Consider the following 23,062-nt stretch of genomic DNA (forward strand, 5'->3'; position numbering starts at 1 on the left):
GACGACGGTGGGGATCCCTGCCGCCGCGGAGGCCGCGCCGGGTCCAGCACCTCCTCGAGCCCGTCACGGAAGCACTGTTCCAGCACGTCGGCATCGGCGACTGCGGTGCCGTCGATGGTGAGGCCGATGCTGCAGCTCCCGGCGTGGGACGTCATGACGGCCATGACGGCGACGCCGGGGAGCGGGCCGAAGGGGGATGCAGCGGTCGATGCGGGCCCCGGCGAGGAAGACCTTCTCGCGGATGCCCGGGACGTTGGAGGCGGCGAGGTCGGTTCGTGCGCCGCCGTGCTCCATGATCGTCGCACCGACGACGGCGGGCAGCCGGCTGACCACCGGGGCGAGCACCGAGATCGTGTCGAGCGCGGGTTCGGTGACGACCGAGAGCACGAGTCCCCGGATGACGGCGATGCGTTCGGCCGGGTCCTCGACTCCGGCGGGGGCGCCGAAGACGGCTCCGGCGAACTCGTTGCCGCCCAGGGGGTCGTCGGCGCGGCGCAGCGAGTCGGGCATGGGGACGGGTAGGTCGCCGACCGGGGTGCCGTGGTGCTCGTGGTAGCGGCGCAGGCCGCCGAGGAGGGCTGCGAGGTAGGCGTCGTCGACGGAGCCGCCGGCTGTGCGTCCGGCGTCGCGCAGGTCGACGAGCGAGCAGTCGAGGGTGCGGAGGACCCAGGCGCGGCCGGTGCGATGGTTCAGCACAGGGCGCCCGGACCTCCGCCACGAACGCCTGGCCCGGCCACCGTCTCTCCCAGGTCACGGCACGACACGGACGACGACGCCGCGGGTGACGGGTGCCCGAAATGGGTCACCCGAGATGACGTCGACGACCGCGAGCCCCGGCGACCGGGCACGGATGAGAACCGTGCCCGGCGCGCCGAGCGGGGTGAGGACTGAACCATCGGTGCCGACGACGCTCTCGGAGAGGACACCGAGCAGCTCCACCGCAGTGCCCGACCGGATGCGGCCGCCCGTCGCGGCGAAGCGCACCACATCGCCCACGACGATCACCAGCTCGGACGGCATGCCCTCCTCGTCCGGCCGGACGTCGATGTAGCGGCTCACCTCACCCGACCTCCGGCCAACGTGCCGGACCCTCCCTCAGGAGACGCTTGCGACGTCCTCACTGGGGTCCCAGTCCACCGCGACGGGAATGCGGGGCGTGGGCACCTCCGCCTCGGCGCCGGTTGTCGGGACGACGTCCGCGGCACGGAGAACCTTGGGATAGATGATCGCCACGGCGTTGCCGTCCATCGTGTTGATGTCGGCCCCACCGCGAATGGGCTGACCGTCCTTGGTGATCTCACCAGGCAGCCGATAACACATGATCGAGTCCTGGTCGGGCTCGGTGCCCATGATCTTGGACGGGTCCAGCGGTGTGAGCACCTGCTGATCGACCATCTCCTTGGACCAGCCCTGAGTCCGCCAGAAGTAGTCGTAGGCCTTCTGCCTGTCGATGCGCTCGACCAGCGCCTGACGCATGTGCTCGTGTGGGAAGCCCAGCGTGTGGCCGGCCTCATGGCGGACGACCCGGCGGTACTCCTTCTCCTCAGTGCTCATCGAGAAGCCCTGCAGGTTCATCGTCGGCCGATTCTGTGGGATGAGCTTGATGTCGGTGCCCAGGTAAGACCAGTAGCCTCCCGGTCCCCGAGAGATGCGGACGTCGCCGGTTCCCGAGGTCTCGACGAAGGAGATGCCGCCGTACTGGGCCCAGGCGTTGAGGTGGCTGACGATGCGCGCCCGTAGGTCGGCCGCGGTGGTCTCCATGAAGCTCACCGTCAGCGCCTTGGGCTTGGGCCCCCAATACTTGGTGGTGAAGAAGGTCAGTCGCTGCGGAGTGAGCACGCCTTCGCCGACGACCAGCAGCTCCTGCAGAGGCGCGTTCACCGGGTTCTCTGCCGCCGCCACCTCGGCCGCCTTCACGTGCAGCCGTGGCGGCAGGGGCATGACGTGACAACCCGCGCCGATGTCGAACCCGTCGGCGCTGTCGGGCGATGTGGTGTGGCCCTCGGCCGCTTGACCCGCTATGCGCGCGATGTTGCGCAACGCCTCCCGGTAGCGGTTCTCGTCCATATCGGGTCTCCTCGTGTCCGGTGATCCTCGGGTGGCGTCGGGAGACTGCCGAGGTCCTGGGCAGCGACCGCCCGGCACACGTACTCCCGACAGCACGAGAGTCCGAGTCGCCCGTCACCACGTCGTCAACGCCCCGTCACGCCCATCACCAGGACACGTCGCCCTCTCGAGCGCTCCAGGGCCGGCACCCAGGGGACAGTTCGGTATGTCGAGCACGACGCCTTCGGCCGCATCGCCGGCTGGCTGCGCAGGAGACACCTGCGACTCAACATGCACGCCCTGGTCCGTCGATTCCTTCCAGGTTGGAGGATCCGCGCGCCAGAGCGGAGGATCCGCGCGGAGGGCATCGAGTTCTTCCGGGCCGAGGCGGTCGCCATCGACCGCTACCGCAACCGCAGAACCCGCATTCCGGCCCCATGGGCAAGCGCCACCTCGGCGGCATGAACACGCAGAGAGCCGGCTGCGGTGGAAGCTGCACGAGGAGGATGACGTCCGATCGTTCCCTCGTCCAAGCGAGGCCGGGGAGGTGGAGCGGGACCTTTTTGAGTCTGGGGTCTGCTTTCGACATGACTGGGGGACCGAAACGGCCAACACATGCTCAACCTCACCTGGGGCGCAGTAAAGAGGAGTTCCTTCGTGTTCGTGGCCATTGGCGAGGGCGCGCCGGGCGGCGGCAGGTTCATCGGGAGCGCGCGCTACACCGTCCACAACGTTGCTCCGAGCGAGGGCAGAGTATCGATGTGGGTCAACATTGAGTACTATTCGCCTATACGTCGACTATTTGTTGGTCAACGTCTAGACTCACTCAAGGACGGGTGGCTGCACACCCTCCAGCACCGCGCGGCGGGTTTCCTGCTCGTAGCCGGCACACACACCAAGGTCGTCCGGGAGCACCTGGCCCACTCGCCCTACGTCATCACGGCGGACATCTACAGCCACGTCGGTACGGTCCAGCAGCGCGAGGTCGCCGACCGGCTCGACCAGGTGCTCCGCCGGCGACCGTGGCTGTCGGCGCGCCGCGTTGCTGTACTCATGCGAGGCGGGCCACCCTCGTCGGGTGACCCGCCTCTGACCTGCGGTCTCACTGTCGGGTTGACAGGATTCGAACCTGCGACCCCTTGACCCCCAGTCACGTCCGGGGCGTTCGCCGTCGTCCGCCTCGGCTCCGTTCCTGCAGGTCGGCGCCTTGTGACGTCCCGGGGGGTCCGCCAGGGTTCGCCTCCATGCGGAGCACGTTGCTGTATGCGTTGCTGTACGGCTCCCCCGCGCTCGGGCGTGTCACGGACTGCGCCGGGACGGTACCGCCCGGCCTCGCCTCCGTCTCTGGAGGCGGCTTCAGAGCCATCGCCAGGCCAGGGCTCTCAGGTGCCCCCCTGGTCGGCATCGCTGATCGAGCTGGGTGACCCCGCAACGGCCATTCGCCAGCTGGCGGCCGGCCCAGACGCTGGAGCTCGGCCAGGTGCTCCTCGGTCAGTTCGCACTCGGAGTAGCAGGCGGCCTCGACCACATGATCGTTGGTCCATCCCACGGCGGCCCGCTGACCACAGCTGGGACATGACTCCCACGTCAGCCGCTCGCTCACGTTCGTCCCTCTTGTCCGACGCGCCCTGTCACGGTTCTACCCACCTCCGAGGGCGCCACCGCATCCTCGCTCTGAGTGGGCCGCTCAGAGACACCGCCGATGGCGCTTCCGTTGCGGCGGTATGCGGCGGCTGTCGGGGGCTCGCGCGCCCTGTGCCTGCTGACCGGCGCGGCGACGCCGCCGCCTCAGAGGCGTGGGCGGCCACCCGGCGGCGGTGATGTCCTTGACGCGACGTCTGCAGGTGCGACGTACGCCCAGACGTACTTGCGGCCGTCGCGAGGGAACCACCCGTGCGCGGCGCAGAGCCGCGCGACCAGATGCAGCCCGTGGCCACCGCGGGCGGGGTCCCGGCCGGTCGCCGGGGTGGGCGGCCGGTCGGCGGCGGCGTCGCTGACCTCCAGCAGCCAGCCGGCGCCGGCGGCGGTGACCATGACGTGTACTGGCGGGCGGCCGTGGCGCAGCCCGTTGGAGGCCAGCTCCTCGAAGGTCAGCAGCGCGGTGTCGATCGCATCGGCGGCGGCATCAGCGGCGGCGGTGACGGCGCCGGTGGCCAGCGGCCCGTCACGCAGGGCGTGGTGCAGGTCCGCGCGCAGCGCGGTGAGCTCGGCGGCGGTGCGCGGTGCGCCCTGCCACGCCGCGCCGGTGGCGAGGTCGGGAGGTGGTCGCTGCTGCCAGTGCGCGTTCATCTGCCTCGGTTCGGTCCAGGGGTGGGCTGCCCTGTGCGCAGTGGGCCACGGCCGGGGAGGCCGTTGCGCTGCCGCGTGGAACGAGCCGGTTTCGTCTGCTTCGTTCCGCGGCGCCCGCCGTACCCGGCCGCGACCGGCGCCAACCGGCGCGACCGGCCGGATGGCCTGCCGGAGCAGTGCCGCCGCGGGCCCTCGTCGCCCGGCTAGGGTCGGCGCGTGGGTGGACCGGGCGGGGGTCGGCTGGATGTCGGTGGACTGCTGCACGAGGTCGAGGCGGCAGCGCCGGTCGACGCGGTGCCGGCGGTCGCGGCCGCGCTCGCCGAGATGGTCGACGCCCGCCAGGTGCACCTGCTCCTCGTCGACTTCAGCGGCCGCGCGGTCGTGCGGCTGACGTCGGCCGACCGGGTCGACGGCGCCCGCAGCCGGGGCCCGGAGCAGGCCGAGACGCTTCCGCTGCCGGGCACCGTCTACGACCGCGTCCTGCGGACGCAGCAGACCGACGTGCAGCGGGTCACCGGCGGCGCCCGGCTCGTCGTTCCGGTCACCGACCGCGGCGACGCCATCGGGCTGCTGGAGCTGACGCTGCCCCGCTTCCCCTCCGCCCGGGAGGTCGCCGACATCGGCGACGCCGCGCACGCGCTGGCCTACGTCCTGGTCGCCGCCCGCCGGCACACCGACGTGTTCGAGTGGGGCATGCGCACGACTCCGTTCTCCCTGGCGGCGGAGATCCAGCGCCGGCTGCTGCCGGCCGCATACACCTGCGAGGCCGGGCAGTTCACCCTCGCCGGCTGGCTGGAGCCGGCCGCCGCGGTGGGTGGGGACACCTTCGACTACAACCTCGACCGCGACGTCCTGCAGCTGTCGATCACCGACGCGGTCGGTCATCAGGTCGCGGCAGCCCTGCTGGCCACCCTGCTGGTCGGCGGCCTGCGCAACGGCCGCCGGAAGGGGCTCGACCTCGCCGCGCAGGCCGGCTACGCCAACGACTGCCTGGCCGAGAACGCGCCCCCGGGCCAGTTCGTCACCGGTCAGCTCGTACGCGTCGACCTGCGCGAGGGCACCGCCGAGATCATCAACGCCGGGCACACCCTGCCGCTGCGCCTGCGCGGCGGCGCCGTGGAGGAGATCGCCCTGCGCGTCGAGGCACCGTTCGGGGTGCTGCCCGGAAAGGCCTTCGACGTGCAGCGTCTCCCCCTCGAGCCGGGCGACCGGATCGTCTTCCTCACCGACGGCATGCTCGAGCGCAACGCGGCAACGCTGGACGTGGCCGCGGCGCTGGCCGACACCGCGGACCTGCACCCGCGGGAGGTCGTGCACGCCCTCGGGGCCGCCGTGCTGAGCGCGACCGGCGGGAAGCTCCGCGACGACGCCACGATGGTGTGCTTCGACTGGTACGGCGGACCGCCGCGCGCCCGCACCACCGAGCAGGGGGCCGACCCCGACCGCACCTCGCCGAGCGCCTGATCCGCACCTCGGAAGCCCACAGCGACACGGCCGGCACCGGCAGCAGCCGGCACGGATGCCGGGCGCGCGGAGTGGGGATCGGCACGTCCGCCAGGTCGACCTGCGGCAGCAGCCGCCGCAGGAACGGGCGCGCACCGACGAGGACGATGACCGCACCCGCCTCGGTGGCCGCACGGTGGGCCGCCGCCAGCGCCCGCAGCCCGGCGGAGTCGCAGAAGGTCAGCTCCGTCAGGTCCAGCACCATCACCGGCGCGGCCGCGGCAGCCAGGATCGAGCACGCCGCGGCCAGGTGCCCGCAGGTCTTCCGGCGGTGCTCCGGCGCCGGTGAGCCGGTCCGGCCGGCGAGCCCGCCGATGCGTCGACGTCACCGGGTCGATGCGGTGGGCTCGACGGCGCTCTCCGCATCGGCACGGCCGGCCGTACGCTCGGTGGCGCACGAGCTCCGCGCTGACATCCGACCTCGCGGGGAGGGCACCGTGGCCGAACCGCCGACGCAGGTGGACTCCGCCGTCATCGCCGCCGCCCTGGGACGGCTCCGGGGCGCTCCGCCGGCGCCGGAGGAACAGCTGTCGAAGGCGCTGGGCGAGCTCGAGGTCGCCTACGAGGAGCTGCGGGTCGCCGAGGAGGAGCTGCGCACCCAGCAGGAGACGATCGCCGAACTGCTGGCCACCGACCGGCGGCGCCGGGAACACCAGCTGGCCGACACGCTGCCGGTGGCGCTGCTGCGGACCGACGCCGAGGGGCGGATCTTGCACGGCAACCCCGCCGCGGCGCAGCTGCTCGGTCTGCCCGCCGCCCGGCTGGCCCGGCGGGTGCTGCTGGCCTCGGTCGAGCTGGCCGACCGCGGCCCGCTGCGCCGGGCGCTGTCAGCGCTGGCCACCGGCGAGCGTGGCGAGGCCCAGGTCGACGTCACCTTCCACGGTCGGGACGGGCGGGCCCGGCCGGTCCGGCTGTTCGGCTGGCCGGAGACCACCTCGCCGGGACGGGCGGTGCTGCGCTGGCTGGGCATCGAGGCGCCCGCCACCGGCAGCCCGGCCGCGCTGCCTCCGGCCGGCGAGGCGGCAGCCACCGAGCCGGTGGCCACGGAGGCGGCCGGCGAAGCCGGCGGCGCGGGGATGGCGATGGCCCAGGCGTTCGCCGAGCTGGTCCTGCTGCCGCTGGACGCCGGTGACGAGCAGCGGCTGCTGCACCGGATCGTCACCGTCGTCCGCGGAGCAGTGCCCGGCGCGACCGCACTGAGCATCAACGTCGGCCCGCCGATGGAACCACAGCTGCTGGCCAGCGACGACACCGTCGCGCAGGTCTTCGACGGCCACCAGATGGTCGCCGGGGAGGGCCCCTGCCAGGACGCCTACGAGCAGCGAGCCGTCGTCGTCACCGCCGACGTCACCACCGACGCCCGCTGGCCGCGGCTGCGCGGCCTGCTCACCGATGCCGGCGTGCGCAGCGTGCTGGCCGTGCCGGCGCAGCTGCCCGACCAGCGGTGGATGGTCCTCAACGTCTACAGCGACCGTGCGGGCGTGTTCACCGGCGGCAGCGTCCGGCTGGGGGAGATGGTCGCCGCGGCGGTCGCCGCCATCCTGCGGGAGGTCGCCGAGCGGGCCGCGCTCGGACAGCTGGCGGCCAACCTGGAGCGGGCGCTGACCTCCCGGGCGGTCATCGACCAAGCCAAAGGCGTGCTGATCGCCCGCACCGGCGGCTCCGCCGAGGACGCGTTCGACCGGCTGTCCCGGCTCAGCCAGGCGCTCAACGTCAAGCTCCGCGACCTGGCCCCGATGGTGGTCGCGGGCAATCCGGACGTGCTGACCATCCTCGACCGCATCTGACCGGGCCGCAGGTCGCCGTGGTCGTCCACCTCGCCGAGTCCCGGGCACTGAGTGCTGTGGCGCAGCCTCGTCCGATGTCGGCGGCCCTCTGGCGGCGTGCTCCGTTTCCAGGCGAGTCCGCGGTGTGGACCGTTCGCCCGCAGGGGTAGCCGGCCGGTGGCGGGCTGCGCACGCTCACCCCGTGACGGCAGCACCCGAGCGGTCACCGCTCAGCTGTAGGCGGGCCGCGGCCGTGCGCCAGTCGGTCGAAGCGGTCCGGGCGGCGGCCGCGACGGCCGCAACCGCGGCGTTGAGCTACGACGCCGTCGCGGATGCCGCGGACGCCGCGGCCGGCACCACCGATGAGCCCGGGCCGCACCGGTAACCGGGCGGCACGGGCGCGCACACGGGCCGACGCGCGACGCCGCCTACAGCCACGTCGGGCCGGCTCAACAGCGTGAGGCGGCCGACCGGCTCGACCAGGCGCTCCGCTGGTGACCGCTGCTGTCCCTCGAGCCGCGTTGCTGTACGCGTTGCTGTACTCATGCGAGAGGCGGGCCACCCTCGTCGGGTGACCCGCCTCTGACCTGCGGTTTCGCAGTCGGGCTGACAGGATTTGAACCTGCGACCCCTTGACCCCCAGTCAAGTGCGCTACCAAGCTGCGCTACAGCCCGAGCGCCGGGCGGCTCGCACCGCCCGATCGCTGCCAGAGCAGGTTACCCCACCCGCTCCCCCGGTCCGCCCGGTGGTCCGACGCGCGCCGTCCGGGAATGAGCGGCGCCGCCCCGGCTTTGTCGTTGCTCGTGACAACCGTGACCCGGGCCTCGGTCGGGCTCCGCTCCGAGCGCGGCCCCGTGCTCGGCGCGGTCATGCTCAGCACCGCGCTCATCGCGCTCGACAGCACGATCATCGCCACCGCCGTGCCCGCCGTCGTCGACGACCTCGGCGGGTTCAGCCAGTTCCCCTGGCTGTTCAGCGTCTACCTGCTCACGCAGGCGGTGACCGTGCCGGTCTACGGCAAGCTCGCCGACGTCCACGGCCGCAAGCCGGTGCTCCTGTTCGGCATCGCGGTGTTCGTCGCGGCCTCGGTGTTCTGCGGCCTGGCCTGGTCGATGCCGGCGCTCATCGTGGGCCGGGCGCTGCAGGGCATCGGCGCCGGCGCGATCCAGCCGATCGGGATGACCGTCGTCGGCGACATCTACACCGTCGAGGAGCGCGCCCGGGTCCAGGGCTACCTCGCCTCGGTGTGGGCGATCTCCGCCGTGCTGGGGCCCACGCTCGGCGGCGTCTTCAGCGACCACCTGTCCTGGCGCTGGATCTTCCTGGTCAACCTGCCGCTCGGCGCGCTGGCGTTCGTCGCCCTGCTCCGCCGGTGGACCGAGCGGGTCGAGCGCCGCGAGCACCGGTTCGACGCCGCCGGCGCGGTGCTGCTCTCGGCCGGCGCCGCGCTGCTCATCCTCGGCCTGCTGCAGGGCGGCAGCGCCTGGGCCTGGACGTCGGCGGTCTCCATCGCGGTCCTCGCGACGGCGGTCGTCCTGCTGGTGGCCTTCGCCCTCGTCGAGCGGCGGGCGGCCGAGCCGGTGCTGCCGCCGTGGGTGCTGCGCCGCCGCATCCTGCTCACCGGCAACGTCGCCGCCTTCGGGCTCGGCGCGCTGCTCATCGGGCTGAGCTCCTACCTGCCCACGTGGGCGCAGGGCGTGCTCGGCGCCAGCGCGCTGGAGGCCGGCTTCGCGCTCGCGGCGCTCACCCTCGGCTGGCCGATCGCGGCGAGCCTGTCGGGCCGGCTCTACCTGCGGATCGGGTTCCGCACCACGGCGCTGCTCGGCACCGCCCTGGCCGTCGTCGGGACCGCGGGGACGGCGCTGCTCGCCCCGGGCGCGCACCTGTGGCAGGTCGGGGCGTGGATGTTCGTCACCGGGGCGGGCCTGGGGCTGTCGTCGGCGCCGCTGATCGTGGCGGTGCAGTCGGTGGTCGGCTGGGACCGGCGCGGCGTCGTCACCGCCACCAACATGTTCTCCCGCTCGATGGGCTCGGCGGTCGGCGCCGCGGTGTTCGGCGCGATCGCCAACACCACGCTGGCCGCCCGCTTCGCCGCGCCGCCGCCCGGGCTCGACGGCGAGGTGCCCACCGACGTGGACAGCACCACCGCCGCGCTGTCCCAGGGCGGCGCGGTTGCCGAGTTCGCCCGGGACAGCCTGCACGCGGCCTCGCACGGCGTCTTCGTCGCGACGGCGCTGACCGCCGTCGTCATCGCCCTGGCGGTGCTGGCCATGCCCCGGCGGACCGAGCCGCTGCGCTTCGACGGCGACCCCGCGCCGGCGGACTGACCCCGGTCAGCCGCGCCGGTCGCCGCCCCGGCCCTCGCGGACCTTCACCGAGATGTCGATCGGCGTGCCGCCGAAGCCCCACCGCTCGCGCAGCTTGCGCTCGAGGAACCGCCGGTAGCCGGCCTCGAGGAAGCCGGTGGAGAACACGACGAACCGCGGCGGCCGGACGTCGGCCTGGGTCACGTACTTGATCTTCGGCGCGCGCCCGCCGCGGGCCGGGGGCGGCGTCTCCTGCACCAGCTGGCGCACGTAGGCGTTGAGCTCCGCCGTCGGCACCCGGGTCTCCCAGGAGGCGAGCGCCGCCCGCAGGTGCTCGGGCAGCTTGCCCACCCCGCGGCCGGTCGCCGCCGAGATGTTCAGCCGGCTGGCCCAACGCACGCGGGCGAGGTCGCGCTCGATCTCGCGCTCGAGCCGGGCGTGCCGGTCCTCGTCGAGGGTGTCCCACTTGTTGAACGCGATGACCAGCGCACGCCCCGCCTCGATGACCTGGGTGATCACCCGCTGGTCCTGCTCGCTGATGACCTCGTCGGCGGCCAGCAGGACGACGGCGACCTCGGCCGCCTGGATCGCGGCCTCGGTGCGCAGGCTGGCGTAGTACTCGGTGCCGCTGGCGGTGTTGACCTTGCGCCGCAGCCCGGCGGTGTCGACGAAGCGCCACTCCTCGCCGCCGAGGGTGATGATCGAGTCGACCGGGTCCACGGTGGTGCCGGCCACCGAGTCGACGACCGAGCGCTCCTCCCGGGCCAGCCGGTTGAGCAGGCTCGACTTGCCCACGTTGGGCCGCCCCACCAGCGCCACCCGGCGCGGGCCGCCCTCCTCCGGCTGCTCGCGCGGCGCCTCGGGCAGCGCGTCGAGGACCAGGTCGAGCAGGTCGCCCGACCCCCGGCCGTGCAGCGCGCTGACCGGCTGCGGCTCCCCCAGCCCCAGCGACCACAGCTCGGCGGCGCCGGCCTCGCTGCGCTCGTCGTCGACCTTGTTGGCCACGACGATCACCGGCCGGTCGCTGCGGCGCAGGATCCGCGCGGCGGCCAGGTCGGTGTCGGTGGCCCCCACGGTGCTGTCGACGACGAGCACGATGACGTCGGCGGTGCGCATCGCGAACTCCGCCTGCCGGGTGATCGACGCGCCCAGCCCCTCGGCCTTCGGGTCCCAGCCGCCGGTGTCGGTGACGGTGAACCGCCGCCCGTTCCACAGCGCCTCGTAGGAGATGCGGTCGCGGGTCACGCCCGGGACGTCCTGCACCACCGCGGCCCGCCGGCCCAGGAACCGGTTGACCAGCGTCGACTTGCCCACGTTGGGGCGGCCGACGACCGCCACCACCGGCAGCGGACCGCCGGTGCCCTCCTCGCTCATGCCTCCACCCCTCGCCGGCCGGCCGCCGCGAGCGCCAGCCCGACCACCCGGTCGACGACGGCCTCCCGGTCCAGGTCGGTGCTGTCCACGATCACCGCGTCCGCGGCCGGCCGCAGCGGGCTGTCCGCGCGGCTGCTGTCGTACTCGTCGCGGCGGCGCAGGTCGGCGGCCAGCGCGGCCACCTCCGCCGGGTCGCTGATCCCCAGCTGCAGCGCCCGCCGCTGCGCGCGGGCCTCCGGCGCCGCGGTCAGGTACACCTTCACCGTCGCCTCCGGCAGCACCACGGTGCCGATGTCGCGGCCCTCGACGACGACGGCGCCCACCGCGCCCACCAGCGACCGCTGCTGGTCGACCAGCTGACGGCGCACCGACGGCACCGCCGACACCGCCGACACGTGCCGGGTCACCTCGGCGCCGCGGATGCGCTCGGCGACGTCGGCGCCGTCGACCTCCACCCGCTCGGTCTCCGCCGCCGTCCCCACCTCGATGCGGGCGCCGGCCACCACGCGCGCCACGGCCGCGGCGTCCTCGGGGTCGACGCCGGCGTCGAGCACCGCCACGGTGGCGGCGCGGTACATGGCGCCGGTGTCGAGGTAGGCCGCGCCCAGCCGGGCGGCCACCGACCGGGCGACGCTGGACTTGCCCGTCCCCGACGGGCCGTCGAGGGTCACCTGGCCCCGGAACCCGCTGGTCGTCTCCATGCTCCCCGTCTCCTCGCTCACTGGGCGATGTCCCGCCGCAGCGCCACCGCGCCGCGCAGGTACACGTGCTGGATCTCCGCCCGCGGCCGGTCGGTCTCCACGTGCGCCATCAGCCTCAGCACCCGCGGCAGCGCGTGCGGCACCGCCATCTCGGTGGCGCAGATGAGCGGCACGTCGCCCATGCCCAGTTCCCGTGCGGCGAGCGCGGGGAACTCCGAGACCAGGTCCGGTGTCGCGGTGAACAGGATGCTGATGATGTCGTCGGAGCGCAGCGCGTTGCGCTCCACCACGGCGCTCACCAGCTCGCGGGTGGCCTCGAGCACCTGGTCGCGGTCGTCGGCGTCCACCTGTGTCGCGCCCCGGATGGCCCGTACGGCCACGTGCACCCTCCTCGGTCGATCGGGCTCCCCGATCCTGGGTGCCCGGTCGAGTCTAGGTTCCGCCCGCCACCCGCCCGGATCCGTCCTCCCAGGTGCCTTCATCGGCGCCGAGGGCACCGTCGGTCGGTGAGCGTACGGTCCAGTTGGGGATAACGGATAACCGGCGTGGATCGCCCCTCGGGGACCTAGGGCCCTGGGGAGAAACGGACGGGATCGTCACGGTAGTAGCGTGAGTCGAGACGAGGCCCACCACCGAGCCGTCGGGTGCCGGCGAGCGGCCCGGGCGGCACCACTCCCCGCCGCGCGGCCCACCGGCGGGACGTCCCGCCCACGGCCCCCGCTGCTCACCGCGCGCACCGACCCGAGCGCGGGGGCGGTCTCCCTCCGCGGCCACCTCGACCGGCTGGGCGCCGAGGCGCTGGGCCGGACCGTCACCGCGCTCCGGCGGCTGGGCCACCGGCCGGTCGTCGTGCGACTGGGGTCGGCGACCGTCACCGACGACGCCGCCGCGTTCCTCGCCGAGCTCGCCCGGCGGCTGCCCGGCGACCTCGAGGTGTTGCGGTGACCGGCGGCCGGCAGGTCCCCGAGGGGGCCGGGTGCCCGGACACCGGGCCCGGGGGGCGCTGGACGGTGGGGGCGGACGCGGTGCGGCCCTTCTACCGCACCGGCGGGTCGCTGCGCGTGCCCCTGGGCCGCCTGCACGCGGTGAGCGGGGACGGCCTCGTCATGGGCCGGTCGGTGTGCCTGGCGCCGGTCGTCCTCCTCGACCCGGCCGAGTGGTCCTGGCCCGACGACCGCGCCGAGGCCGGCGACCCCCTGTGCTGGATCTGTCTCGCCCTGACGACCTGACCCCCTGGGTGCCTTTGTCGCTACAAAGGCCGCGACGGGGATCAGAGCGGGCGGATCCCCCAGGTGCCGGTGGTCGACTCCCCCGGCGCCAGCCGGCGCACGCCCACGCCGCTGCGGAGCGCGTCGGGCGGGCAGGTCATCGGCTCGACGGCCAGGCCGCGACGGCGCCGCGACGGCGGCTCGACGGCGTCTCCGGTGAACACCTGCAGGTGCGTGTAGGACGCGTCGGCCCACAGCGCGGCGCCGCGGCCGTCGGGGCCGGTGAACCGCACCTCGGTGGTCCCGTCGGCGTCGCGCGCGAGGTCGGTGAAGCAGTCGTCGACCCGCAGGCCCCCGATCCGGCGCCCCGCGCGCAGGTCGAACGGCGTGCCCTCCACCGGCTCGGTGCCGGTGGGCAGCAGCCGGTCGTCGGTGGTCAGCCGGGTCGCGGCGGGGAGCACCAGGGTGCAGTCGTCGACCCGCAGCCCGGCCGGCGCGGCGAGGTAGGGGTGGTGGCCCTCGCCGTAGGGCAGGTCGGTCTCCCCCTCGTTGGTCGCCGTCGTCGTGACCCGCAGCCCCTCGGCCGACAGCTCGTACCCGACCCGCAGCCGCAGCGCGAACGGGTAGCCCGTCTGCGGGTGCAGCAGGTGCTCGAGCACCACCGAGTCGTCGGTGCGGGCCAGCAGCCGCCAGGCCACGAAGCGGACCAGGCCGTGGATCGCCGTCCCCCGCTCCGGCTCGGTCACCGGGGTGCGCAGCTCCTGCCCGTCCCAGTGCCAGACGCCGTCGCGCAGCCGGTTGGGCCAGGGCGCCAGCACGTTGCCGCGCACGTCGAGGGCCATCTCCCCCGCGCCGTACCCGTCGACGACGTCGCGGCCGCCGGCGGTGTAGGTGCGCAGGCCGCCGCCCACCTCGACGACGACGGCCTCGGCGTCCCCGCTGCGCAGGACGTGCTGCTCGCCGGTCGGGAGGACGCTCACCCGAGACGCTCGCCGTCGACGGCGGAGAACAGGTGCACGTGCCCGGGCCGCGGGGCGACCTGCAGGACGTCGCCCTTGGCCGGGGGACGGCGGCCGTCGACCCGCACCGTCACGGGGTGCCGCTCCGCCCCGGTGTCGGCGTGCCCGTAGACGAAGGCGTCGGCGCCGAGCTCCTCGACGACGTCGACCTCCACGGGCAGGCCCGACCCGCCCACCTCGAGGTCCTCGGGCCGCACGCCGAGCACGACGCGGTCCGCGCCGGCCGCGGCCAGGACCTCGCGGGCCACCGGGTGCACGTCCGCGCCCAGCCGCACCCCGCCGTCGGTGACCGGCAGCTCGAGGAGGTTCATCGCGGGCGAGCCGATGAAGCCCGCGACGAACGCGTTGCGCGGCCGGTCGTAGAGCTCGCGCGGCGTGCCGACCTGCACCAGCAGTCCGTCGCGGAGCACCGCGACCCGGTCGCCCATGGTCATCGCCTCGGTCTGGTCGTGGGTGACGTACACCGTGGTGGTGCCCAGCCGGCGCTGCAGCGACGCGATCTGGGTGCGGGTCTGCACCCGCAGCTTGGCGTCGAGGTTGGACAGGGGCTCGTCCATGAGGAAGGCCTGCGGCCGGCGGACGATCGCCCGGCCCATCGCGACCCGCTGCCGCTGACCGCCCGAGAGGGCCTTCGGCCTGCGGTCGAGGTACTGCTCGAGGTCCAGCAGCCGGGCCGCCTCGCGCACCCGCGAGGCCGACTCCGCCTTGCCGACCCCGGCCATCTTCAGCCCGAAGGCCATGTTGTCGGCGACGGTCATGTGCGGGTACAGCGCGTAGTTCTGGAAGACCATCGCGATGTCGCGGTCCTTGGGCGGCAGGTCGGTGACGTCCCGGTCGCCGATGAGGATGCGGCCGCCGTCGACGTCCTCGAGACCGGCCAGCATCCGGAGCGACGTGGACTTGCCGCAGCCCGACGGGCCGACCAGCACGAGGAACTCGCCGTCGGCGACCTCCAGGTCGAGCGCGTCGACGGCGGGGCGCTCCGCGCCGGCGTAGCGGCGGGTCGCGGAGTCGTAGGTGACGGTGGCCATGGGGTGCTCCTCGGGGGTACGGCGACGGTGCCGGTCGTGCTGGTCGGTGGTCGGGGGCGTCGGGGGTCGCGGTCAGGAGAGGGAGAGCGCCGTCCAGGAGACCGGCGGCAGGACGACCCGGAGGCTGCCCCCGGTCACGGCTGCCCGGTCGTTGGGCCGCAGCCGGACCCGGTCCTGGTGGTCGCTCGTGTTCGCCGCGTACGGGTCCGGGTCGGAGAGGGTCAGCGCCTCCTCGACGGCGCTCACCCCCAGCGGGGCGAGGTCGACGGTGACCTCCGCCTCCTCCGTCTGCGAGCGGTTCACGAGGAAGAGCGCGGCCCGGCCGTCGTCGGTCGTGGCGGCGGCGTCGACGACCGGCACCTCGCCGTACTCGGCGGTGGCGGAGCCGGGGCAGTCGACGTCCACCCGGAGGGAGACGCCGCGCGCCAGGCGGGCGGTCGTCGCGAACGGGAAGAAGGTCGCCTTGCGCCACGCCGGTCCGTGCGGCTCGGCCGCGATCGGGGCGATCACGTTGACGAGCTGGGCGAGCGAGGCGCTCGTGACCCGGTCGGCGTGCCGGAGCAGCGACATCAGGAGGCTCCCGACGACGACGCCGTCGGCCACGGTGTAGGGCTCCTCGCTGATGGGTGGTGCGAGAGGCCAGTCGTCGATGCGCTCGGCGAGGCCGGCCGGGACCTTCGACAGGTACCAGACGTTCCACTCGTCGAACGAGATGTCGATCGTCCTGGGGCTCTTGCGCACCGCCTTCACGTGGTCGGCGGTGGCGACGACCGTCTCGATGAACCGGTCCATGTCCGTCGCGGAGGCGAGGAAGGAGCCGAGGTCGCCGTCCTTCTCCTCGTAGTACGCGTGGCAGGAGATGTAGTCCACGTCGTCGTAGGCGTGGGTGAGGACGGTGCGCTCCCACTCGCCGAAGGTCGGCATGCCGGCGCCGGACGAGCCGCAGGCCACCAGCTCGAGGCCCGGGTCGAGCTGGCGCATGGCCTTCGCGGTCCGGGCGGCGAGCTTGCCGTAGTCCTCCGCCGACAGCTGGCCGAGCTGCCACGGGCCGTCCATCTCGTTGCCGAGGCACCACATCCGGACGTCGAACGGCTGCGGGCGGCCGTTGCGGACCCGCCGGTCGGCGAGCGTGGTGCCGGCCGGCACGTTCGCGTACTCGAGCAGGTCCAGCGCCTCGAGCGTGCCGCGGGTGCCGAGGTTGACGGCCAGCATGAGCTCGGCGCCGACCCGCTCCAGCCACGCGGCGAACTCGTGCAGCCCGACCTCGTTGGTCTCCGTGCTGTGCCAGGCGAGGTTGAGCCGGACGGGGCGCTGGTCCCGCGGCCCGACGCTGTCCTCCCACCGGAAGCCGGAGACGAAGTTCCCGCCGGGGTACCGGACCGTGGTCACCCCCATCTCCTTGACGAGGTCGATCACGTCCCGGCGGAAGCCGTCCTCGTCGGCCTGCGGGTGCCCCGGCTCGTAGATGCCGCCGTACACGCCGCGCCCCATGTGCTCGACGAACGCGCCGAACAGCCGGCGGGACACCGGGCCCACCGGTCGCGCCGGGTCGACGGCGAGGCGTGCGCGCAGCATCAGACCCCCCGCAGCCCGAGCGCTCCGCCCAGCCAGGCCAGCTGCGCCCGCTGCTGGAAGGCCTGCCCGCCCTCGTGGTCGTTGAACGGGTAGACCTCGATCTCCTTGGGCCCGCCGTAGGCGGCGTACGCCGCGAAGACCGTCGACGGCGGGCAGATCTCGTCCATGAGCGCGACGGAGAACAGGGCCGGCGCGGACGCCCTGCGGCCGAGGACCGCGCCGTCGAAGTACGACAGCGTCCGGAAGACGCGGTCCACGTGGTCGCGGTGGGCCCCGAGGTACCGGGAGATCTCGGCGTACGGGTCGCCGGCGGCGATGCGCGCCGCCCGGGGGAAGTCGCAGAGGAACGGCACGTCGGGCATGACCGCCCGCACCCCGTCGGCGAGCGCGGCGACGGCCAGGGCGATCCCGCCGCCCTGGCTGATGCCGGTCACCGCGACCCGCTCGCCGTCGACCTCCGGGTGGCTCCGGAGCACCTCGAGCGCCCTCGTCGCGTCGGTGTAGACGCGCCGGTAGTAGTAGTCCTCCGGTGCGAGCACGCCGCGGGTCGTGAACCCGGGCTGCGCGGCGGCGGAGCCGACCGGGTCGCCGGTGCTCCCCACGGCCCAGCCACTCCCCTGGCCGCGGGTGTCGACGACGAGCTGCGCGTACCCCGCCGACGCCCAGAGGACGTGCTCGTGGGGCAGTCCCCGCCCGCCGTTGTAGCCCTGGAACTGGACGACCCCGGGCAGCGGGCCGTCCCCGCGCAGCGCACGGGCGGGCAGGTGCAGCCAGGCGCGGACCTCCGACCCGCCGGAGCCGGCGAAGGACACGTCCTGGGTCTCGACGGTCAGCAGCCCGCCGTCGACCGGCGTGCAGGACACGTCCAGCGGCCGTTCGGCCGCCTCGGCCAGGGTCGCCGCCCAGAAGTCCCAGAGGTCGTCCGGGGCCGGGAGCTCCGGGCGGTAGCGCCGGAGCTCCTCCAGCGGGAGGTCGGTCTGCGGCATCAGGCCCCGCTCCGCCGGACGACGCTCTCGGGGTGCAGCCGGCGGTCGGAGCCGACGGTGCGGCGGCCGCCGGTGAGGCTGAACGGCAGCACCTCCCGCACGTCGGCGCTGGAGGCGCCCACCCGCAGCTCCACCTGGCCCGGCTCGACGACCCTCGCGCCGTCGCGCCCGGTGAAGGAGGTCAGGTCGGCGTGCAGGGTGAACCGGACGGTCGCGGCGGCCCCCGCCGGGAGGTCGACCCGCCGGGCGGCGAGGAGGGCCTGCACCGGGCGGACCACCTCGGCCACGGGGTCGTGCAGGTAGACCTGCACCACCTCGGTGACCTCGCGGTCGGTGTCGTTGCGGAGCTCGACCTCCACCTCCGCGGTGCCGTCGGTGTCCCACTCCGGCCCGCCGACCGCGCGGACGCCGGCCCAGGTGGCGGCGCCGTAGCCCAGCCCGTGCCCGAAGGGGAACAGCGGGGTCGGGTCCACCGTGCTCACGTCGGTGCGCCGGCCCAGGGGTGCGGCGAGGTAGGTCGCCGGCTGGCTGCTCCCCGCGCGCGGGAAGCTCACCGGCAGCCGGCCCGACGGGGACACCCGCCCGCTGAGGACGTCGGCCACCGCCGGGCCGCCCTCCTCGCCGGGGAAGAACCCGCAGACCACGGCGGCGAGCCGGTCGACCTGGCGCGACAGCTCGTAGGGGCGCCCGACGAGCAGGACCAGCACGACCGGCTTCCCGGTCGCGAGCAGGGCCTCGAGCAGCTCCTCCTGGCGGCCGGGCAGCCGCAGGTCGACCGCGTCGCAGCCCTCCCCCGAGGTGCCGTTGCCGAACAGGCCGGCCTGGTCACCGAGGACGGCGACGCAGACGTCGGCGTCGGCCGCGGCGCGCGCGGCGGCCGCGATGCCCTCGTCGTCGCCGCCCAGCACCGGGCAGCCCTCGGCGACCACGACGTCGAACGCCTCCGGAGCCGCCCGCAGCGCGTCGGCGAGCGTCGGGATGTCGACGCCCACGGGCACGTCGGGGTGGTGCACGCCGACGTGCATCGGGAAGGAGTAGCAGCCCAGCATCGCCTGCGCGGTGTCGGCGCGGGGACCCACCACCGCCAGGCGCAGCCCCGGCCGCAGCGGCAGCGTCCCGTCGTTGGCGAGCAGCACCACCGAGCGGCGGGCGATCTCCCCGGCGACGGCCCGGGACTCCGCGGAGTCGAGGTCGACCGCGCCGTCGACGACGGCCGGCGAGTCCGGCGACCAGTCGGGGTCGAGCAGGCCCAGCTCGCACTTCTGCAGCAGCACCCGGCGCAGCGCCCGGTCCACCAGGTCCTCGTCGACGGTCCCGCCGCGCACCGCCTCGACCAGCGGCCGGCCGTAGCAGGCCACGGTCGGCAGCTCCACGTCGATGCCGGCCTCGAGGGCGCTCGCGGCCGCCTCCGCCGGCGACCCGGCGACGCCGTGCAGGGTCTGCAGGAAGGCGATGGAGAAGTAGTCGGCGACCACGGTGCCGGTGAACCCGTAGATCTCCCGCAGCAGGGTCGTGAGCAGCGCCGGGTCCGCCGCCGCGGGCACGCCGTCGACGTCGGTGTAGGAGTTCATCACCGAGCGGGCACCGGCCCGCAGCGCCATCTCGAACGGCGGGAGGAGCACGTCGGCGATCTCCCGGGGCCCGGCGGAGACGGGCGCGAGGTTGCGCCCCGCCCGCGAGGCGGAGTAGCCGACGAAGTGCTTGAGGGTGGCCACGATGCCGCTGGACTGCAGGCCGCGGACGTAGGCGCTGCCGATGGTGCCGACCAGGTGCGGGTCCTCGCCGATGGTCTCCTCGACCCGGCCCCAGCGCAGGTCGCGGGCGACGTCGAGCACCGGGGCGAGCCCCTGGTGGACGCCGAGCCGGCGCATGCCCTGCCCGATCAGCGCGCCCATGCGCTCGACGAGGTCCGGGTCGAAGCTGGCGCCCCAGCACAGCGGCGAGGGGAAGGCGGTCGCGGTCCACGCCGCGAGCCCGGTGAGGCACTCCTCGTGCACCAGGGCGGGGATCCCGTGGCGCCCGGCGGCCGTGATCGCGCGCTGGCTCTCCGCGAGGCCCTTGGCCCCCACCAGCGGGTCGACCGGCGCGGTGCCGAACGGGCGGGTCAGCTGCCCGAGCCCGCTGCGGATCAGCTCCTCCCAGTCCACCGGCGCGGCGGCCATCTCGTGCTGGTGCGGCGCGACCTCGCCCGCGGTGGCGTCGATGCCCACCCAGACGCCGTAGAGCTGGGCGACCTTCTCCTCCAGCGTCATGCGCCGGATCAGGTCCGCCACCCTGTCCCGGGCGGGGAGGTCGGTGTCGCGCCAGGGCGCCTGCTGGGTGTTCCTGCCGGTGTCGTCGTTGGTGCCCATGCTGCTGGGGAGTCCGTCCTGTCTCGTTCGTTGCTGGTGCGGCCGGGTGGTGCGGCGGTCAGGCCAGGGTGACCTCCGACAGCGGCGCGTCCGGCCGCAGCCGCCACGACGCGGAGCGGTCGCCCACCGACACCGTGTAGTCGCCGGCCCACCCCTGCACCGCGACCCGGCCCTCGGCGTCGGTCCGCAGCCGGGTCGGCGCGAGCCACCACTCGTCCTTGACCAGGCCCCGCAGGGCGTCGTAGGCCGGCTTGGGGGTGCCGTCGGCGCGCACCAGTCCCGCGGGGGCGCCGAGCCAGGCCCCCCGGTCGGTGATCCCCCAGTAGGTCACGGCCTCGACCGCGGGGTGGGACAGCAGCGTCCGGTAGTGGCGGACGATCTCGTCGGCCTGCCGCTGCTCGCCCTCGGGGGTCGAGGGCCACTCGTCGACCTGGTGGTCGTTGAGGTCGACGATCTCCGGGGGCATCAGGTCGCCGGACACCAGCGTCGTCTCGGTCCAGTGCAGCGGGAGGCCGTAGCGGGCGAACCGCTCCAGGACCTCCTGTGTCCGCTCCTCGCCCCAGTAGCCCTGGTGCATGTGGCTCTGCAGCCCGATCGCGTCGACCTGCACGCCGGCCTCGAGCACCCCCTCGACCAGGCACTCGTACGCCGTCGAGAGGTTGAAGTCGTTGAGCACGAGGGTCGTCGCCGGGTTCGCCCGGCGGGCCTCCTCGAAGGCCAGGCGGATGGTCGGGATGCGGCCGATGCGGCGGCTCAGCCGGGTGATCGCGTTCTGCCGGTCCTCGTTCGCGAACACCGGCATGATCACGACCTCGTTGATCGCGTCCCACGTGTCCACCAGGCCCGCGAAGGACGTGACCTCGCGCCGGACCCGCGCCCGCACGATCTCCTCGACCTCGTCGTCGGAGTACTCCACCAGCCAGTCCGGGGCGAGCGTGTGCCAGACCAGCGGGTGGCCCTTGACGGACACGCCCCGGTCGCGGAACCACTCGGCCGCCGCCTGCAGGCGCCGGGTGTCGGGCTGCCCCTCGACCGGCTCGAAGCCGGCCCAGTAGAACGGCAGGGTCGCGGTGTTGAACACGTCGAGCCAGAGGTCCTCGAGCCGCTCGGCCGCCTCCGGGTCGGCTCCGCCGAAGACGTTCTCGCGCCCCTCGCCGTGCTCGGCGTTGGCCAGCCCGACGAAGTCGAAGCCGATGTTGCCGAAGGCGACGTCGTGCCGGGCCTGCTCGACCAGCACGTCCGTGTCGGGGCAGGGCGAGCCGTCGGCGGAGCGCACGATGACGGTGCCCTCGATGCGGCGGACGGCGTCCGGAGATGTGGAACAGGTCACGAGGAAATCGTTATCGACAACGATTGACAGCGCAAGTCCCGGCTGCGACCTTCGTTGGTGTGTTCCACGCCACCGCGGCGTGCGAAGGACGAAGGAGTCAGACATGCGGCGTTCGGGACGAGCAGCCCTCTCGGTGCTGTGCAGCAGCGCGGTGCTGCTGACGGCCACTGCCTGCGGCGGTGGCGACAGCAGCGCCTCCGGGGGCGACGACAACACGATCACCTGGTGGCACAACTCGAACAACGAGCCCGGCAAGGGCTACTACGAGCAGGTCGCCGCCGACTTCGAGGAGGCCAACCCCGGCGTCGAGGTCGAGGTCGTCGCCATGGCCCACGAGGACATGGTCGACAAGCTCGAGGCGGCGTTCCAGAGCGGCGACGTGCCGGACGTCTACATGGAGCGCGGCGGCGGCGAGCTCGCCGACCACGTGGAGGCCGGCATGGTCCGCGACCTGTCCGAGGACGCGGCCGAGGAGATCGAGAAGATCGGCGGCCAGGTGTCGGGCTGGCAGGTCGAGGACCAGACCTACGCGCTGCCGTTCTCCGTCGGCGTCGTGGGCTTCTGGTACAACACCGAGCTCTTCCAGCAGGCGGGCATCACGGCGCCGCCGACCACGATGGAGGAGCTGGCCTCCACCATCGAGGCCCTGAAGGGCGCCGGCATCACGCCGATCTCGCTCGGCGCGGGCGACAAGTGGCCGGCCGCCCACTACTGGTACTACACGGCGGTGCGCGCCTGCTCCGAGGACGTGCTGACCGATGCGGTGACCAGCCTGGACTTCTCCGACCCGTGCTTCGTGCAGGCGGGCGAGGAGGTCGAGGCGCTGATCGGCACCGAGCCCTTCAACCCCGGCTTCCTGACGACGCCGGCGCAGGAGGGCGCCACCTCGGCCTCCGGCCTGCTCGCGACCGGGCAGGTCGCGATGGAGCTGACCGGCCACTGGGAGCCCGGCGTCATGCAGGGCCTCACCGAGGACGGCCAGGGCCTGGGCGACAAGACCGGCTGGTTCCCGTTCCCGACGGTCGAGGGCGGCGAGGGTGACCCGCAGGGGCAGCTCGGCGGCGGCGACGCGTGGGCGGTCTCGCAGGAGGCTCCGGACGCGGCGGTCGACCTCGTGAAGTACCTGCTCTCCGACGAGGTGCAGACCGGCTTCGCCGAGAACGACATGGGTCTGCCGACGAACCCCGCCGCCGCGGGCGCCGTCTCCGACCCGGCCCTCGCCCAGCTGCTCGAGGTCCGCGACGCGGCGCCGTACGTGCAGCTCTACTTCGACACCGCCTTCGGGGCCTCCGTCGGCGGTGCGATGAACGACGCGATCGCCCTGATGTTCGCCGGCGAGGCGACGCCGCAGGACATCGTGGACCAGACCCAGCAGGCCGCCGACCAGGAGCAGTGATCCGACCATGACCTCCCAGGGCGCCGTCACGGCGGCGGACCCGGGGGCAGCGGTCACCCGGCGCGCGGACGCGGGCCGGGGGTCCGGCCCGACCCCCCGGGGGTCCGGCCGCCCCCCTCCCGACAGGGGGCGCCATCGCCTTGTGTTTCTCATTTTAGTTGGGGCGGGCCCGGCGCTGAT

20 protein-coding genes, 1 tRNA gene and 1 pseudogene are annotated in these 23,062 nt (G+C 74.1%); 7 read left to right on the forward strand and 15 right to left on the reverse strand.

What is annotated here, in order from left to right:
- Positions 1-63 precede the first annotated feature (63 nt).
- The 3 genes from ACI78U_RS12685 to ACI78U_RS12695 all read right to left on the reverse strand — a co-directional run bounded on the left by ACI78U_RS12685 (position 64) and on the right by ACI78U_RS12695 (position 2,067).
- Complete coding sequence (locus ACI78U_RS12685; protein WP_456875676.1) at positions 64-696, reverse strand: WS/DGAT domain-containing protein; 633 nt, start codon at positions 694-696, stop codon at positions 64-66.
- A gap of 54 nt (positions 697-750) precedes the next feature.
- Positions 751-1,020, reverse strand: coding sequence for a hypothetical protein (locus ACI78U_RS12690; RefSeq protein WP_456875677.1), 270 nt, complete (start codon positions 1,018-1,020; stop codon positions 751-753).
- Between the two features lie 75 nt (positions 1,021-1,095).
- Entirely contained in the window at positions 1,096-2,067 is a 972-nt protein-coding gene (locus ACI78U_RS12695) for a M12 family metallopeptidase (protein ID WP_456875678.1), read from the reverse strand.
- Between the two features lie 594 nt (positions 2,068-2,661).
- Between ACI78U_RS12695 and ACI78U_RS12700 the strand changes: the two genes are divergently transcribed.
- Positions 2,662-3,189: a hypothetical protein gene (locus ACI78U_RS12700; protein ID WP_456875679.1), complete on the forward strand. Its 528-nt coding sequence runs from the start codon at positions 2,662-2,664 to the stop codon at positions 3,187-3,189.
- A gap of 645 nt (positions 3,190-3,834) precedes the next feature.
- On the opposite strand, the gene ACI78U_RS12705 is transcribed toward ACI78U_RS12700, so the two are convergent.
- Entirely contained in the window at positions 3,835-4,335 is a 501-nt protein-coding gene (locus ACI78U_RS12705) for an ATP-binding protein (protein WP_456875680.1), read from the reverse strand.
- Between the two features lie 216 nt (positions 4,336-4,551).
- Between ACI78U_RS12705 and ACI78U_RS12710 the strand changes: the two genes are divergently transcribed.
- Positions 4,552-5,799 (forward strand): PP2C family protein-serine/threonine phosphatase, encoded by a 1,248-nt coding sequence (locus tag ACI78U_RS12710; RefSeq protein ID WP_456875681.1) that lies wholly within the window; start codon positions 4,552-4,554, stop codon positions 5,797-5,799.
- A 91-nt stretch (positions 5,800-5,890) separates the two neighbouring features.
- Here ACI78U_RS12710 and ACI78U_RS12715 read toward each other — a convergent pair.
- Positions 5,891-6,154: pseudogene (locus ACI78U_RS12715) on the reverse strand (STAS domain-containing protein); the annotation flags it as partial.
- A gap of 121 nt (positions 6,155-6,275) precedes the next feature.
- Here ACI78U_RS12715 and ACI78U_RS12720 point away from each other — a divergent pair.
- Positions 6,276-7,625: an ANTAR domain-containing protein gene (locus ACI78U_RS12720; protein ID WP_456875682.1), complete on the forward strand. Its 1,350-nt coding sequence runs from the start codon at positions 6,276-6,278 to the stop codon at positions 7,623-7,625.
- 580 nt (positions 7,626-8,205) lie between these two features.
- Here the strand turns inward: ACI78U_RS12720 and ACI78U_RS12725 are convergent.
- Positions 8,206-8,279: transfer RNA gene (locus ACI78U_RS12725), tRNA-Pro, on the reverse strand.
- A 138-nt stretch (positions 8,280-8,417) separates the two neighbouring features.
- Here ACI78U_RS12725 and ACI78U_RS12730 point away from each other — a divergent pair.
- Positions 8,418-9,932 carry an MDR family MFS transporter gene (locus ACI78U_RS12730; protein WP_456875683.1) on the forward strand — a complete coding sequence of 505 codons (1,515 nt, stop codon included), beginning with the start codon at positions 8,418-8,420 and terminating at the stop codon, positions 9,930-9,932.
- Positions 9,933-9,938: 6 nt separating this feature from the next.
- On the opposite strand, the gene der is transcribed toward ACI78U_RS12730, so the two are convergent.
- From der to aroH, 3 genes are read right to left on the reverse strand one after another with little or no spacing between them, the layout of a single operon-like run.
- Positions 9,939-11,285, reverse strand: coding sequence for a ribosome biogenesis GTPase Der (der, locus tag ACI78U_RS12735; RefSeq protein WP_456875684.1), 1,347 nt, complete (start codon positions 11,283-11,285; stop codon positions 9,939-9,941).
- Complete coding sequence (gene cmk / locus ACI78U_RS12740; RefSeq protein ID WP_456875685.1) at positions 11,282-11,986, reverse strand: (d)CMP kinase; 705 nt, start codon at positions 11,984-11,986, stop codon at positions 11,282-11,284. The genes der and cmk overlap by 4 nt, the downstream gene beginning before the upstream one ends.
- Before the next feature lie 17 nt (positions 11,987-12,003).
- Positions 12,004-12,366, reverse strand: a complete 363-nt coding sequence (gene aroH / locus ACI78U_RS12745; RefSeq protein WP_456875686.1) for a chorismate mutase — start codon at positions 12,364-12,366, stop codon at positions 12,004-12,006.
- Positions 12,367-12,595: 229 nt separating this feature from the next.
- Between aroH and ACI78U_RS12750 the strand changes: the two genes are divergently transcribed.
- Complete coding sequence (locus ACI78U_RS12750; RefSeq protein ID WP_456875687.1) at positions 12,596-12,931, forward strand: hypothetical protein; 336 nt, start codon at positions 12,596-12,598, stop codon at positions 12,929-12,931.
- The gene (locus ACI78U_RS12755) at positions 12,928-13,215 is read left to right on the forward strand and encodes a hypothetical protein (protein ID WP_456875688.1); all 288 of its coding nucleotides are present in this window, start codon (positions 12,928-12,930) and stop codon (positions 13,213-13,215) included. The genes ACI78U_RS12750 and ACI78U_RS12755 overlap by 4 nt, the downstream gene beginning before the upstream one ends.
- A gap of 41 nt (positions 13,216-13,256) precedes the next feature.
- Here the strand turns inward: ACI78U_RS12755 and ACI78U_RS12760 are convergent, their stop codons facing one another.
- The 6 genes from ACI78U_RS12760 to ACI78U_RS12785 all read right to left on the reverse strand — a co-directional run bounded on the left by ACI78U_RS12760 (position 13,257) and on the right by ACI78U_RS12785 (position 21,486).
- Positions 13,257-14,174, reverse strand: a complete 918-nt coding sequence (locus tag ACI78U_RS12760) for an aldose 1-epimerase family protein (protein WP_456875689.1) — start codon at positions 14,172-14,174, stop codon at positions 13,257-13,259.
- Positions 14,171-15,244: an ABC transporter ATP-binding protein gene (locus ACI78U_RS12765; protein ID WP_456875690.1), complete on the reverse strand. Its 1,074-nt coding sequence runs from the start codon at positions 15,242-15,244 to the stop codon at positions 14,171-14,173. Before ACI78U_RS12765 ends, ACI78U_RS12760 begins: the two co-directional genes overlap by 4 nt.
- A 72-nt stretch (positions 15,245-15,316) precedes the next feature.
- Positions 15,317-16,819 carry an arabinosylfuranosidase ArfA gene (gene arfA / locus ACI78U_RS12770; RefSeq protein WP_456875691.1) on the reverse strand — a complete coding sequence of 501 codons (1,503 nt, stop codon included), beginning with the start codon at positions 16,817-16,819 and terminating at the stop codon, positions 15,317-15,319.
- Complete coding sequence (locus tag ACI78U_RS12775; protein WP_456875692.1) at positions 16,819-17,805, reverse strand: acetylxylan esterase; 987 nt, start codon at positions 17,803-17,805, stop codon at positions 16,819-16,821. The genes arfA and ACI78U_RS12775 overlap by 1 nt, the downstream gene beginning before the upstream one ends.
- Positions 17,805-20,156 carry a beta-xylosidase/alpha-l-arabinosidase gene (locus tag ACI78U_RS12780; protein ID WP_456875693.1) on the reverse strand — a complete coding sequence of 784 codons (2,352 nt, stop codon included), beginning with the start codon at positions 20,154-20,156 and terminating at the stop codon, positions 17,805-17,807. The genes ACI78U_RS12775 and ACI78U_RS12780 overlap by 1 nt, the downstream gene beginning before the upstream one ends.
- Positions 20,157-20,214: 58 nt before the next feature.
- Positions 20,215-21,486: an endo-1,4-beta-xylanase gene (locus ACI78U_RS12785; RefSeq protein WP_456875694.1), complete on the reverse strand. Its 1,272-nt coding sequence runs from the start codon at positions 21,484-21,486 to the stop codon at positions 20,215-20,217.
- A 103-nt stretch (positions 21,487-21,589) separates the two neighbouring features.
- On the opposite strand from ACI78U_RS12785, the gene ACI78U_RS12790 reads away from it, so the two are divergent.
- Complete coding sequence (locus ACI78U_RS12790) at positions 21,590-22,882, forward strand: extracellular solute-binding protein (RefSeq protein ID WP_456875695.1); 1,293 nt, start codon at positions 21,590-21,592, stop codon at positions 22,880-22,882.
- Positions 22,883-23,062: the final 180 nt, after the last annotated feature.

This window comes from Geodermatophilus sp. SYSU D00710 (assembly GCF_054050195.1).